Annotated in this window: 10 protein-coding genes and 2 pseudogenes; 5 read left to right on the top strand and 7 right to left on the bottom strand. The window is 69.6% G+C overall.

Going from position 1 to position 13,446, the window contains the following annotated elements; all coding sequences use genetic code 11:
- The first annotated feature begins 650 nt into the window (after nucleotides 1-650).
- The 3 genes from ACIQAK_RS32580 (at nucleotide 651) to ACIQAK_RS32570 (ending at nucleotide 4,342) form a co-directional block, all read left to right on the top strand.
- Nucleotides 651-830 carry a hypothetical protein gene (locus tag ACIQAK_RS32580; protein ID WP_366392969.1) on the top strand — a complete coding sequence of 60 codons (180 nt, stop codon included), beginning with the start codon at nucleotides 651-653 and terminating at the stop codon, nucleotides 828-830.
- Between the two features lie 153 nt (nucleotides 831-983).
- The gene (locus tag ACIQAK_RS32575) at nucleotides 984-1,451 is read left to right on the top strand and encodes a hypothetical protein (protein WP_366392970.1); all 468 of its coding nucleotides are present in this window, start codon (nucleotides 984-986) and stop codon (nucleotides 1,449-1,451) included.
- A 365-nt stretch (nucleotides 1,452-1,816) separates the two neighbouring features.
- A complete protein-coding gene (locus ACIQAK_RS32570; RefSeq protein WP_366392971.1) occupies nucleotides 1,817-4,342 on the top strand; it encodes a discoidin domain-containing protein in 2,526 nt (841 codons plus the stop codon).
- Nucleotides 4,343-4,919: 577 nt separating this feature from the next.
- On the opposite strand, the pseudogene ACIQAK_RS32565 reads toward ACIQAK_RS32570, so the two are convergent.
- The 6 genes and pseudogenes from ACIQAK_RS32565 to ACIQAK_RS32540 all read right to left on the bottom strand — a co-directional run.
- Nucleotides 4,920-5,078, bottom strand: a pseudogene (locus ACIQAK_RS32565) (TetR-like C-terminal domain-containing protein); the annotation flags it as partial.
- Nucleotides 5,079-5,110: 32 nt separating this feature from the next.
- A pseudogene (locus ACIQAK_RS32560) lies at nucleotides 5,111-5,254 on the bottom strand (TetR-like C-terminal domain-containing protein); the annotation flags it as partial.
- Nucleotides 5,255-5,699: 445 nt separating this feature from the next.
- Nucleotides 5,700-6,020 (bottom strand): MazG-like family protein, encoded by a 321-nt coding sequence (locus ACIQAK_RS32555; RefSeq protein ID WP_366392887.1) that lies wholly within the window; start codon nucleotides 6,018-6,020, stop codon nucleotides 5,700-5,702.
- A gap of 67 nt (nucleotides 6,021-6,087) precedes the next feature.
- Nucleotides 6,088-8,328 (bottom strand): FAD/NAD(P)-binding protein, encoded by a 2,241-nt coding sequence (locus ACIQAK_RS32550; RefSeq protein ID WP_366392888.1) that lies wholly within the window; start codon nucleotides 8,326-8,328, stop codon nucleotides 6,088-6,090.
- A 423-nt stretch (nucleotides 8,329-8,751) separates the two neighbouring features.
- Nucleotides 8,752-9,408, bottom strand: a complete 657-nt coding sequence (locus ACIQAK_RS32545; RefSeq protein WP_366392889.1) for a thymidylate kinase — start codon at nucleotides 9,406-9,408, stop codon at nucleotides 8,752-8,754.
- A gap of 657 nt (nucleotides 9,409-10,065) precedes the next feature.
- Entirely contained in the window at nucleotides 10,066-10,995 is a 930-nt protein-coding gene (locus ACIQAK_RS32540; protein WP_366392890.1) for a LysR family transcriptional regulator, read from the bottom strand.
- A gap of 132 nt (nucleotides 10,996-11,127) precedes the next feature.
- On the opposite strand from ACIQAK_RS32540, the gene ACIQAK_RS32535 reads away from it, so the two are divergent.
- Together ACIQAK_RS32535 and ACIQAK_RS32530 are read left to right on the top strand one after the other, a co-directional pair.
- The gene (locus tag ACIQAK_RS32535; protein ID WP_366392891.1) at nucleotides 11,128-11,925 is read left to right on the top strand and encodes a glycine betaine ABC transporter substrate-binding protein; all 798 of its coding nucleotides are present in this window, start codon (nucleotides 11,128-11,130) and stop codon (nucleotides 11,923-11,925) included.
- 43 nt (nucleotides 11,926-11,968) lie between these two features.
- The gene (locus ACIQAK_RS32530) at nucleotides 11,969-12,460 is read left to right on the top strand and encodes a VOC family protein (RefSeq protein ID WP_366392892.1); all 492 of its coding nucleotides are present in this window, start codon (nucleotides 11,969-11,971) and stop codon (nucleotides 12,458-12,460) included.
- Here the strand turns inward: ACIQAK_RS32530 and ACIQAK_RS32525 are convergent.
- A complete protein-coding gene (locus ACIQAK_RS32525; protein WP_401371611.1) occupies nucleotides 12,432-12,647 on the bottom strand; it encodes a winged helix-turn-helix transcriptional regulator in 216 nt (71 codons plus the stop codon). The genes ACIQAK_RS32530 and ACIQAK_RS32525 overlap by 29 nt on opposite strands.
- Nucleotides 12,648-13,446 lie beyond the last annotated feature (799 nt).

The raw sequence follows: 13,446 nt of genomic DNA, 5'->3' as shown, positions 1-13,446 counted from the left end.
CACCGAACTCCACGACGCCTTCGTCTCCCTGGCTTGCAGCCTGATCTGCTGGAGACGCCTCAAGAAGACACGCACATGATCGTGTTACGAGCTCTTAGGCACCTTGTGGCGGGCAGCGGCGCGGGCGGAGTTCCGGGCTCTATGCCGGACCATCGAGCGCAGTGGGCTGCGCCCCTTTCGGCGGCGGAGGGGTCCACCGGCAGCCCCAAGGTGTGAAGGGCGTGAAAGCGCTCCAGCGATGTCGCCTCGTCGTACGGGTTCAATTGCTCGTAGGCCATCCCGTACACCTGCGGGTCGATGGCATAGGCGTGGCTGTAGAACAGGTCTCGGAAGTACTCCCAGCGCTGCTGGGACCCGTCGTAGCCCGCCCAGTTCGGCGCCGTGCTCGGTGATGAGCCGAGCCCATCCGGTGTAAGCGCAGTACTCGCTGATCTGCTCGTCGGTGAGCATCACGATCTGCTCGACCAGCGCAACACCGTACGTCTGCGACGCGTACTCCAGGAACCGCTCGGCGGGGTCGATGGGCAGGCCGGCTCAGTCCACCCAGGCGCGGCAACTCAGCAGCATCGGTGACCGCCCGAAGGTGCCGGATCGGGCCCGGGTCGTCTCCCTACTGTCGGCGGGACGTCGATATCGATAGCGGAGCGAACATGACCACCATCGCAGGGACCGTGGTGTACGGGGGGCCGAATACCACCTCCCCTCCCGGCCGGCAGATCGCTCTGCTCGTACAGGCCCTCAACGCCGAAGGCATCGCGGTCGGCTCCTACGGCAAGATCCTGGCCGATCAGGTCAAGGACATCGCCGATCACCACTACAGCGACTACTAGGAACTTGCCCAGAGCTCACCGCGCGGTGCGCTGCCGGGGCACAGATCAACCAGGTGGGCGACGACACTGGAGGGCACCGCCGCCGCTGCGGTGGGCGCCTGGACGGGGCGCGGTGGCGGCCGGGCTCCCTCCTGTGCGAAGGACTTCGCCCGTGTGTCACCCGGCGGTCAGGACCCGAACGTCTATGCCCAGGACGGCACCGGCCAGTTCGCCGCCGGGACGACGCCGCTCAAGGTCGACATCTGGTCGGAGGACCTGCTCGGTATCGTCGGCGGTCCGGCCAAGGACGAGAGGTTGGAGCACTTCACAAGGATCTGCAACGACCTGGTGCGGATCTGCGCTTCTCACAACAAGCGTCCGGTCGTCTTCACCGCGTTCGGCTCGCGGACTCCACTGCGACGGCGCGGGGCGTCGTCGGCGACGGCAATACCTGTGTGCAGGACACCGCGGGCGGCGCATGGCGCCCGTTCGCCTGATCCGGAGACAATACGGGGACATGACGCGGTCGGCGTTCCCCACCTCGCGTCGCATCCGGCAAAGGAGCCCCTGTCGGCCACGACGCGGTCGGGCCCCGCGCGGGGCCTGCCGGGCCCGGCTGTGCGATCCTGGTCCGTTCCATGACCGGCTGTCAGCAGGGCCTGTCGCAGAAGTGAAGCGTCGGTCACACACTTCGGGTGTGCGGGCAACCGCGCGCCGAAGCTGAGTAGTTGGCGTCCGGCCGGCTCTCGCGCGGTTGATGAGCGGGCCGTAGCAGTTCGGTGGGCGGTGCCCTCTGCCTGTGGCGGAAGGAGAAGCGAGCGGCGGTGGGTACGACGGCCTTCGCCGGCGTTCCCGCCCGCTCCGCGCGTCCTGCGCCCTGGACAACGCCCTGGGCGGAAGTGAAGCTCGTACGTCGACAACTCCGCATTCCCTCTCGCAGATTGACGTCGACATCAGGCACGACTTCACTTCAGGAGGACAGCTTGCGGCCCAGACGCATATCCGCCATGACACCGAGATTACGCCGTTCCCACTTGTTCATCGGCTTCGCCCTGGGCTCGCTGCTGGTCGGGCTGACGCCGTTGCTCGGCGCCGCGAACCCGGTGGGCACCCCGGACTCCGGGCACGCGCATGTGCCCTTCGAGCAGCGGACGGCGATGGCGGCACCGCACCATCCCGTCGTCCCGGCGAACGCCGAGGAACCGGCGGCTCCGGTTCTCGACCGGGCCGGGTGGACGGCCACCGCGAGCAGTGAGGAGACCATCGGCGAGAACGGCAGGGCCGCCAACGTCCTGGACGGCAACGCGCGCACCATCTGGCACAGCAAGTGGAGCGGTACGCCCACGCGCCCGCCGCACACCCTCACCGTCGACATGCACCGTACGGCCGTGGTGTCCGCGCTCGTGTACGTGCCGCGCAGCGGCAACGCCAACGGGCGGATCGGTGAGTACAGCATCACCGTCAGCCAGGACGGGCAGAACTGGGGGAGTCCGGTGTCAACCGGCACGCTCGCGGACGACGTCAGTGCCAAGACCCTCGGATTCGCCCCGCAGGGGGTGCGGTTCGTGCGGCTGACGGTTCTCACCGAGGCCGGCAGCCGGGGCCCCTGGGCGTCCGCGGCGGAGGTGGAGCTGCTGGGCGACCCCGGAACCCCGCAGGCCACGGTCGACCTCGCGCGCACCGGGTGGACGGCCACGGCCAGCAGCGAGGAGACCAGCGGCGAGAACGGCAGGGCCGCCAACGTCCTGGACGGCGACTCCAGGACCTTCTGGCACACCAAGTGGAGCGGCGGCACGTCCGCGCCCATGCCGCACAGCATCACCATCGACATGCACCGCACCACCTCCGTCTCCGCCTTGGCCTACGAGCCCCGGCCGAACCTGGCCAACGGCCGCGTCGGCGCCTACTCGGTGACCACCAGCCTCGACGGTTCCGTCTTCGGTGCGCAGGTGGCCGCCGGGACCTGGCAGGACGACGGCACGGTCAAGACCGCCACCTTCACCCGTGCCACCGAAGCGCGCTACATACGTCTGACAGTGACCGCCGAGGCCGGCGGGCGCGGTCCGTGGTCCGCCGCCGGAGAGATACGCCTGAGCGGACCGGCCGACCCCGCCGCCCACGGCTCCTGGGGCAGGACCATCGGATTCCCGCTGGTCCCGGTGGCCACCGCCGTTCTGCCGGGGGACAAACTGCTGGCCTGGTCCGCGTACGCGGTCGACCGCTTCGGCGGCAGCAACGGCTACACCCAGACCGCGATACTGGACCTCAGGACGGGCAAGGTCACCCAGCGCCGCATCGACAACACCGGCCATGACATGTTCTGCCCCGGCATCGCGATGCTCGCGGACGGCCGAGTGCTCGTCACGGGCGGCAGCAACGCGGACAAGGCGAGCATCTACGACCCGGCCACCGACCGGTGGTCCGCCACCACGGACATGAACATCGCCCGCGGCTACCAGGCCATGACCCTGCTCTCCAGCGGCGACGCCTTCGTCCTGGGCGGATCCTGGAGCGGAGGCCGAGGCGGCAAGGCCGGCGAGGTGTGGTCGCCGGACACCGGCACGTGGCGCAAGCTCCCCGGTGTCCCCGCCGACCCCGCGATGACGGACGACCCGGACACCCCCTACCGCGCCGACAACCACATGTGGTTGCACGCCACTTCCGGTGGCAAGGTACTGCATCTGGGGCCGAGCAAGCAGATGAACTGGATCTCGACCGGTGGCGAGGGCAGCATCACCGACGCGGGCGACCGGGCCGACAGCGATGACGCGATGAACGGCAACGCCGTCGCCTACGACATCGGCAAGCTGCTCACCCTGGGCGGCGCGCCCGCCTACGAGAAGAGGACCGCCACCCGGCGCGCCTACACGGTCGACCTCTCCGGCGACCAGGTCCAGGCGGCCCGCACCGGCGACATGGACCATGCCCGGGGCTTCGGCAACAGCGTCGTCCTGCCCGACGGCAAGGTGGCGGTCTTCGGCGGGCAGTCCTACCCGGTGCCGTTCAGCGACGCCACCGCGGTCATGACGCCCGAGCTGTGGGACCCCGCGACCGGCGCGTTCACGTCCCTCGCCACCATGGCGGTCCCCCGGAACTACCACAGCGTCGCCAACCTGCTGCCGGACGGCCGGATCTTCTCCGGCGGCGGCGGGCTGTGCGGCGACGAATGCGGTACCAACCATCCGGACGGCGCCGTCTTCACGCCGCCGTACCTGCTCGACGCGGACGGTTCGACGAAGCCGCGCCCCGTCATCACCGGCGGCGTACCCCCCACGGCCACGTTCGGCGCGTCACTCACGGTGAGCACCGACAAGCCGGTGAAGTCCTTCGTGCTCATGCGGGCATCGGCCGCCACCCACTCCACGGACAACGACCAGCGCCGAGTGCCCCTGGAGTCCACCCCGGCGGGAACCGGCACCTACCAGGTCTCCGTTCCCGCCGATCCCGGGGTGGTCCTGCCCGGCACCTACATGCTCTTCGCTCTCGACGGCGACGGAGTGCCGGGCGTCGCCAAGTTCGTCACCATTTCCTGAGGCCGACGGCTGTCGGGGATCTCCCCTTCGGCCAGACCCCTGTGGGCCCATGCGGGCGGCGAGCACGCAGTCGGTGCCCAGCGAGCATGCGTGGATGGTCTCGGTGCGCGCGGAGCCTGCCGAACCCTGGCCCCTGCCCAGGAAGTAGCGTTCCTGGAGGCTGAGCCACCGGCGAAGGAGAACGCGGACCTTGATCATGATGCGACCTCTCTGCTGAGAAACAGCTGCCATGGCCACGATTGCCCATATCCCCTCAGAACACCCGGGGTGTTGTCCCTAGGCGGGTGGGCGCGGCCGCCCTCCCGAGAGCGGCACGAGGTCCGGGCGGGGGAAGCCTAGGGATTGTTCCCGGCCTGCTCGGTCGGTGGGGCTGGTTCTCTGGAGGAGAGGCGAGGGGGGCGGTGCAGAGTGCCGGATGGTCCGTGACATGACGAACGTGCGCGGCTGGGAGGCAAACGCTCGTTCGGTCCTGAAAGCCGACGGTAGCCAGTCCGGGAGTAGACCCGACCAGCACAGTCTTCGCTCTCTCCGTCCGCCCCCGCAGGAACGCCGTCCCGGCGGGCGGCGGACGGTCGTCTCAGGACGGGCCGCCGCGGTGGAGCCGCAGCCCTTCGATCACCATGTCGAGCATGTGCTGGTACGTGGCTCGCGGGTCCTTCGTCTGCCCCAGACCCGCGAGTTCCAGGGTGACCGCCCCGTGGACGGCGCTCCAGACCAGCTGAGCCGCCGTCCCCGGCCTGACGGGGGGGGGCGTGTTCCCGCAGACCGGATGACCTCGATGAGGACACCGAAGGCGTCTCGCCCGCGGGCTGCCGACGCCGACGTCGGGTCCAGCACCGGTCCGGCGCCGGTGAAGATGAGACGGTACTGCTCGGGATGAGCGAGCGCGAATCTCCGGTACTCACGGCACATGACGCGGATCTGCTCGGCCGGTTCACCGCTGGCACCCGAGGTGAGGGCCGCGTGCAGTCTGGCGAACGCCCGTGTCGCCAGGGCGGTGCGGAGGCCCTCCTTGCTCCGGAACCGGCTGTAGACCCCCATCGGGGCGACGCCGGCCGTTTCTGCCCGCTGGTGGCTCCGGAGCGCGGTGGTGGCACCGGCGAGGGCGACCGCGGCGACGAGGGTGACCGCGGCGACGATGCCGATCTCTGCCGTCAGGCTGGTCGGTGGCGATGGCCGCGCGGCCGTGTGCGGAGTTGTGCTGCTCGCCATCGCTACGGCCTCAGGGACCGGACGGACCTCTGCGTCACGTGATGTCCTTGGACTGCGGGCAGGAGGGGTACCCCGGGGCACGTGTCCTGTACGTCCCCGAGGGCGTGATCACCTGCGGGCGGGAGGCACCTGACCGAGCTGCGGGTCAGGACGGCATCACCCGGTCGACCAGGTGCTGAAGGCGCTCGTCGAGCAGCCTCCTGGCGCCTGGGGTGCACGTGGCGAGCGCGATCATGCTCGATACGATGACGTCGCACAACTCCTTGTGGACGTCGTCCCACGTGTGGGACGCGCCCTTACGCGGATTGGCTCCCGTCGCACCGTGCATGGCCTCGGCGACCTCACCGACCTCCTCGCTGATCTTGAGTACGCGCCACAGGCGCGCATCTCCGGTCAGTTCCGGGGCGGAGTTCGTGTCCAGCCAGTGACGCAGTTGCTCCACGCGGAGCCAAGTGGTGTCTTCCATGAGGGACCTCCTGCATGTCGTGTCGTACGTGATCAGGGAAATCGAGTCCCGTCCGCCGCGGAGGCCGTCACTCCTCCTGCTCGCGGTACGGCGAAGGGGCACCGGACTCGACAGCGGTGTCCCGCTGCCCCCAGAACCCCCGCATCCAGCACAGGATGTCCTGCATGAGGTGGTGGTTCTGGTTCGGGCGCAGCGCGCCGTACTGGAAGAACATGACGCCCTCGCTCGGCCAGCCGAGCACCGTGATCCGCCTGTCCACCCCGCCGTCCCCGCGCACCGGGTGGAAGTCCTCGGTGAGGTCGAGGCCGCCGGGGGCGAAGTCCGGCCCGTCGGTGCCGGGATTGCACCACTGGCGGACGAGCCCGCGCTCCAGCAGGTTCGGGTAGAGGGGCAGGACGTCGTTCTTCGCGTCGAAGGGATGGACGCGGGAGTCGACCAGAACGTCGACCGGCAGCGCGGCACCGGTGACGCCGCCGCGCACCACGAAGCGCCCGCTTCGCCGGTCCGGCTGCACATCGGCCTCCGGGCCCGCCGACACGTCGACTATGCCGTGCCGGATCAGGGCGCGGATCTTCTCCATGACCCCGAGCGCGGACCCGTTGACGAACCGGTTGAGATGGCGCATGAAGACATCGAGGAAGTCCCGGTGCGACCGGGCGTGCACTCCGCCGAAGTCGACCGCCGCCGCGAGAACGTACCGCAAGTCGCGCCACACGCCGTCAGCTGCCGCCTTGGCCGGGTTGGACAGGTTGCCCTGTAGGGCCCAACGGTGGTCGAGGTCGAGGAAGTCCAGCATGGCCGCCCGGTACTCCGCGGGCGTGGTGAAGGAGCCTCGGTCGATCGGACGGATCGACCGCTCCCAGGAGAAGCGCATGCCGGCAACGTTCTTGGGGTGGCGCCAGGGCGACTCCCCGGCGGCGACGGCATCCGAGAATTCCGCGGGGTCGTCGAGTCGCGCGGCCATGGCGTCGGCTTGTTCGGGGCCGAAGATCACCTCCAGGACGCGACGCAATGCCGCTGCCATGTCCCAGTCCCGGTCCTGAGCCTGGGCTTCGGCGAGCCCGAGCCGGCCGGCGAGGAGCGCGTCGATCGTCCCCGTGGCTTGGTCGACAACCGCTTCCAAGGGGGCGAGCAGACGCCGTACCGATGTATCGGATGATGCGCCGCTGCCACCGTCCTCAAGGAACGCCTCGTACGCGGGCCGGGCTGTCGCCTCGACGCGGCGGCCGAAGTCGCGGCCGAGCAAGGTGGTGTAGTGGACGTGGGCCATCTCCAGCGCCACCAAGGGGAAGACATGCTCACGGAAGTCGAGCTGCCGCTGTTCCCGGCCGCCTATGGTGACGGGCCGGCCCGCGGATCGGCGCAGTCGGCGCACCGCGTCCTCGGTGAGGAACACACCCCGGTGCTCCAGTTTGTCCGTGTCGCGCTCCTTGGCGTTGAAGGGGCGGGTGAAGGTGAACAGTCCGGCGCGGCTGAACATGACGACGGAGTCGGGTTCCCGGCCGGACTCGCGGTAGGCCAGGGTGCCGTCCGGCTGTTCCGAGAAGACCCCGCCCCTGCCCTCGGTCAGGTGCAGGATGACGTCGATGCCGGTGAGCCCCATGCCCGCACAGCCGACGGTGCTTCCGGGACCGGCCTGTCCGGGCGCGAAGGCGTTTTCCAGCGGATAGACGAAGGGGACGAAGTCAGCTCCGTGGTTCTCGGCGAACCGGGCCCACGCGGCCTGCCGCGGATATCGCGCCGGGTCGTTGGAGGAGTGCCCGGTCAGCATCAGGACGTGGTCGGCGTCGAGGACACGCGTCCCGTCGCCGACGACGACCCCGAGCCCGCCGCCCGGCAGTTCCTCCAGATCCGTGACCTCCCCCTGATGCAGGTGGACTTCCACGCCGGGCACTTCCCTCAGCATCCCGACGTACCGCTGGAACCGGTCGGCGAGTGCCAGGCCGTGGACGTAGCGTTTGGGGGAATCCTCGGCGGCCAGGTCGAAGACGGGGTCGCCGGTCTCCGTGTACTTGGCGCGACACCATTCGTGCAGTGTGGGCCGCTCCTTTCGCGGCAGGAGGGGCCCCGCGCCGACGACGCTCTCGTCGGCGGCGAACGCCACCTGCCCGGCGATCCGGTTGAGGACGCTGGTGACCGGCTGGTCGGGACTGTGGACCTGCCCGGCCCCGAACCGCCCGGCCCGGTCGAAGATGTGGATGCCGAGGGGAACCGGTCCGGTCGCGGCCTTCGCCGCCGCGGCGAGCCGGTCCAGCACGTAGGTGCAACTGGGGCCGGCGCCGACGATGGCCAGATTCGTGGAACGCATACGGTGGGGCTCCTTGATCAGGGTGAGGGGAGGGGCCGGAGGTCTTCCGGCAGCGATCGGCCGGGCGTCCCGGCGGCGGCGCCGCATCGGTGGCTGCACGGCCGACGGCCCGGGGGGAGCGGCGAGTTGTCGTGGGTCCGCCCGACGATCGGAGGCCGTGGCGGCACCCGTAGCCGCCGTGGGTGTCGGCTGCGGAGTGGCTCGGCCCCTACGCCGAGCTCATGTGGAGGATGGCTGAGCTCTCGCGGCGAACGGCGCACAGATGACTTTCGCGATGCGGTTCCCGGCGACACCGGTGCCCGGCGACACCGGTGCCCGGTCCGCCGCCCGCCGTGAGCGCCGTACAGCCGGGCGGTCGGTACGAGGCCGGCGGCATGGCCGGCATTCCCGTACCGATGACCGTGCGAGCTTTCGCCGTCGTGTTCAGCGCTTGTTCGCCGTCGTGTTCCGCTCTCCCTGCGCGAGCGTCCCTGACACGGCGGAGACGACCTGCCCCACCACCTCGCCGAGAGGTTGCCCGGCATCGACGGTCAGCCATGCGAACCGTTCGGACCAGTCGTCGAGCACGTCGAGTATGCGGTTCTGATGAAGCAGGAAGGCGGTCTGCGAGCATTCCGGCTCCATCCCGCACTCGTACGGGACGATGTCGCGCCCGGCCTTCCGCTCCCACGCCTGCTTGGGATCGATCCGCAAGTAGATGACCTGCTCGCAGGGAGGGAGGCCGGAGACGACGCCTTCGACCCAGGCACGGTCCAGACCGTAGACGATCTCACTGGCGGCATGCTTCATCCAGTATCCGTCGAGCAGCGTGACGCTGTCCGGCCGCACCGCTGCCGGGGTACGGCCCAGGAGGGCGTGGGAGACGGACCACATCAGGAACAGGAACCGGCTCGCGCTCGGCATCTCCGCGACACAGAGCCGGGTACTGTGCACGCCCGGCTTCATGAATCGGGTCGTGGGGTAGGCGGGGTTGTCGACGATGTCCCATCGGTCCACCCGCTCGATCTCCGTACCGGCTGCCAGCAGGCGCTCGGTGACGAGTCGGGAAGCAGTCGACTTGCCGGCTCCGTCGGAACCCACCAGCGAGACGATCACGCGGCACCGGTCCGGCCGAACCCCCGGTGAAGGAGCCTGGAGCGGACTGGTCGCGCACCCTCTGGGAGCCGGAGCCTGGACGACCGCCGGCCGGGGCCGTCGGCGGGCACCTCGGCGCCGTCGGTCCCGGGGCCGACGGAAGCCGCCGGTGTCCTGGTGGCGTATGTGCTGCGTTGCGGTACGTCGTGACGAGTCATGTGTCCTGGTGATCCGGTTTCAAGTCTGGTCGTCTGGCGGGTGTCGCATGCCCGAGTTGCCGCGGCGACGTTGCCGGCAGGCTGGTCGACGAGGGCCGAGAGCCTTCTCGGTCCGGCGTGGAGTGCGCTGTCTGCGTCCGATCATGGCAGGGGTGATAATTCAAGAAGTATGTTGCGGAACTTTGGTGACGTTTTGGCCGGGGAGGGCGGAGGGGGAGGTCCGCATGTTGCTTTCCGCAGGTCAGAGGGGACGTGCGGCAGCAGGCCATGCGATCGCCGGGACCGGCGCTACGTCGCTGAATTTCCCTGATTGCGCGTCACTTGTGAGCAGTGTGCAGCTCCTCGAACGCCGGACGCGTCGTCGGTCCGCCGCGGCCGATGGCTCCGAAGGCCTTGGCCGAAGGCCTTGGCCGAAGGCCTTGGCCGAAGGCCGGCAGCGAACCTGTCAGGCGTCCGGCGGGGGCTGCGACAGGCGGGCTTGTACGTGCGGTGGAGTCAGTTCGCACTCTTCGGCGACCAGGTCGAGAAAGGCCGCGGTGACGGTGTCGGGGGTCCCGTGGGCGTATACGGTCAGGGTTCTGCGGATCGGCGGGTCGGGTCGGTAGAGCCGGCCGGTGAAGTCGCGGGGGATGTTGTTTCCGGGGATGAGGGCGAGGCCCAGGCCGGCTTCGGCGAAGTTGGCCGCGAAGGCGGCCTGTTGGGTGCGCAGGGCGACGCGGGGCCGGAAGGCGTGGGCGGCGCATGCCTGGTCCAGGATGTCGGCGAGTCCGCTCGACGGCGTGAAGTGGACCCAGTCCCGGTCGGTGAGGTCCGCGAGAGGGACGGACGTCCCGGAGCTGCGCGCCGCCAACGGGTCGTCGGCCGAGGTGAGGAGCAGGAAGTCCTCGGAGCCCAGGCTGCGAACGGTCCCGCGCCGGCCCGGTGGTTCCGGGCCGATGGCGACGTCGGCCTTCCCCGCGTTCATCGCCTCCACCAGGTCGTCCATGTGCTCGTGCTCGAAGAGGGTGATGCGCATCTGGGGGTGCCGGGAACGCCAGGCGGCCAGCACCTTGGGCAGGACCCCGTAACTGACGGAGTAGAGCGTCGCCAGTTGCAGTTCCCCGGAGGCGAGGGCGGTGGTCCGGCGAGCGGCCGTCGTCCCGCGCCGGACCTCCGTCAGCGCGGCACGGGCCGACGGCAGCAGGGCTCGTCCGGCCGCGGTGAGCCGCACCCCCCGGGTGAGCCGTTCCACCAGCCTGCCGCCCAGCTCCTTCTCCAGCGCCTGGAACTGGTGCGAGAGACCGGGTTGCGTGACGTTCAGTGCTGCGGCGGCCCGGGTGAACGAGCCTTCGTCCACGATCGCAACGAAATATTCCAGCTGCCGCAACGTAGCCATGCGCTCAGGTTATCGGAATGACAAAAATCTTTCCTTGGACGCATGAGGGCAGCGTGGGGAAGTGTGGAACCACGCCGAACGATGTACCTGTCGGCCGCCGCCTCCCGCACCCCTCAAGAATCGGGACGTTCCGTGTCCGCGTCATCCCTCCCCCTCCTCACCTTGGGCAATGTGGCTCTCTCGTTCCACCGCGCCACCGCGGCGGTCGTCCGCCGGGTGCTGGAAGGTGCCGGCCATGAGGTTCTCGTGGTGGAGGCCCCGCACGAGGAACTGTTCGCCCGCCAGGCCGCGGGCGGGATCGACGTGCTGGTCTCGGCGTGGCTGCCTGCCAGCCATGGCGCCTATCTCGCCCGGTACGACAGGGACGTGGAGGTGCTTGAGCCGCACTACACCCCGTACTGCCTCTGGGCCGTTCCTCCGTACGTGCCCTCGGAGGCGGTCGCCGGGGTCGCGGACCTGACGCGGCCGGACGTGGCGGCCCGCATGACCCCCGTGATCGACGGGATCAACCCCGGAGCCGGGATCAGCCGCTTCTCCGCCCACATGATCACGGAGTACGGGCTCGACGCCGCCGGTTACACCTTCCGGCCCGGCACCGAGCAGTCCTTCATCAGCCGGGTGGAGCGCGGCATCGCCGCGGGGGAATGGTTCGTCATCCCGATCTGGCGACCGCAATACCTCAACCTCACCCACCGGCTGCGCCCCCTGACCGAACCCCGGGGGCTCCTCGGCGGGACGGACGCGGCGAGCCCGGTCGTCACCCGCGCGGCATGGAAGACCATGGCCCCCGCCGCACGGGAGGAACTGGGCACCCTGCGCCTGGGGAACGACGCCGTGGAGACCATCGACGTGCTGATCAACGTCGATGGCCTCACGCCGATGGCGGCGGCCGACCACTACTTCCGAACCGTGGGCCGCGCCGCGCGCTGACCCTCGACTCCCCCACTCATCATCACCGTCACAGGAGACCGACATGACCACCACCGACACCGGCGCCGCCGCTCTCAACGCCGGGCTCGACCACATCGCGCTGCGGGCTCACGACATCGACGCCACGGTCCGCTTCTACACCGACGCTCTGGGCTTCCAGTTCCTCAACGAGTGGGCCGCGCCCGAGGCCGGGGTGAACCGCTGCGTCTTCCTCGACGCCGGCGACGACAAGATCATCGAGATCTTCGACGCGGCGTCGACTCCGCCCGGGGGCAGCTCCCAGCCGCTGGACGCGGACCGTTCCAGTGACGAGGACCGGGCACGGCATGCCACGTTGGTCCACTTCGCCCTTCGCACCGAGGACCCGGCCGCACTGTTCCACCGGGCCGTCGAGGCCGGAGCCCGGCCGCTGATGGCCCCCGCCCAGGTCCACGCCAAGGGCACCACCCCGATGAACCTGACGGTCGCGTTCGTCCACGGGCCCGACGGCGAGGTCATCGAATTCATCAAGCGCCCCGCCCTGCGAGGCGCCTGACCGACAGCTGCCGCCGGCACCCGCCGCCGTGGTGCCGGCGGCGGAAGCGTGGCCGAAGCGGCGGTTTCACCCATGCGGAGGGGCGGGCGGGTTCGGGGACCGTCAGCCCCTCCGCAGCCATGGCGTCCAGCACCTCGCGCAGTCCCTCACCCAGCGGGGTGAGCCGGTACTCGACCCGAGGCGGGATCTCGGCGTGAGCGGTGCGAGTGACCAGGCCGGTCGCCTCGAACCGCGGAGAATGTCATCGCTCCCGAGCGAGCAGCCCAGAAGCTGCTCGGCCGGCATCCCCGAACCGTGCGCCGGTGGCTGGCCGACATCGGCCAGGAGGCCGGCGTCGTACGATTCCCGGAGCCGTACGACGGGCTCCTCGGCAAGGGTGCGGCCCGGCTCACGCAACCGGGCGCGTCCCTGCGTCAGCCATGCGCTGCGCGGAATCCCGTCGCCGTCGATCGGCTCAGTAGTGATCGATCGGGGTGAACCAACCGTTGAGTGCGTGGCCTTGGGGCCCCCTCCCCTTTCCGGCATCGGGCTTCCCGTGCCCGATCGAGCAGGTTCATCCCAGCAAACCGATACAGAGGTCAGCGGGTCTGCTCGAAAGGGAAAAAGAAAAAGACAATTGGCTACTCAGTCACTGCGGAGTCACTGATCCGTTTCACTTTCTTCACGAATGTTCTGTCATCTCCCATTGAGTCGAGGTGAAGCGTCCGTTAACGTTTTTCCCGTCGACGACCTCCAGTTCGAGGTCGCAGAGAGAAGGAGATCGTCATGGCCGCAATTGCAACCATCGCTGCCGCCATCATTTCCGGTGGTGCCATCATTGCCGCTCCCTTCATTTCAGGGCTCTTCGGCTGAGATGAGTGGGGGGGGGGCCCCAAAGGCGGGCCCCCCCCCCACAAGGGATTGAAAAAAAATAACGGGGGGGGGAAAACCCCGGAGGGGGGGGGGCGGGCGGGCGGTTGGGGGGGGGGGCCGCGGGGGGAGGGAAG

It is taken from the genome of Streptomyces sp. NPDC088706, from assembly GCF_044752765.1.
Classification (GTDB): domain Bacteria; phylum Actinomycetota; class Actinomycetes; order Streptomycetales; family Streptomycetaceae; genus Streptomyces.
This window is presented reverse-complemented; position numbering and strand designations above follow the sequence as displayed.

Coding starts and splice junctions, on each gene's coding strand:
- ACIQAK_RS32580 (WP_366392969.1), top strand. CDS start 651: ATGACCACCATCGCAGGGACCGTGGTGTACGGGGGGCCGAATACCACC.
- ACIQAK_RS32570 (WP_366392971.1), top strand. CDS start 1,817: ATGACACCGAGATTACGCCGTTCCCACTTGTTCATCGGCTTCGCCCTG.
- ACIQAK_RS32555 (WP_366392887.1), bottom strand. CDS start 6,020: ATGGAAGACACCACTTGGCTCCGCGTGGAGCAACTGCGTCACTGGCTG.
- ACIQAK_RS32550 (WP_366392888.1), bottom strand. CDS start 8,328: ATGCGTTCCACGAATCTGGCCATCGTCGGCGCCGGCCCCAGTTGCACC.
- ACIQAK_RS32540 (WP_366392890.1), bottom strand. CDS start 10,995: ATGGCTACGTTGCGGCAGCTGGAATATTTCGTTGCGATCGTGGACGAA.
- ACIQAK_RS32530 (WP_366392892.1), top strand. CDS start 11,969: ATGACCACCACCGACACCGGCGCCGCCGCTCTCAACGCCGGGCTCGAC.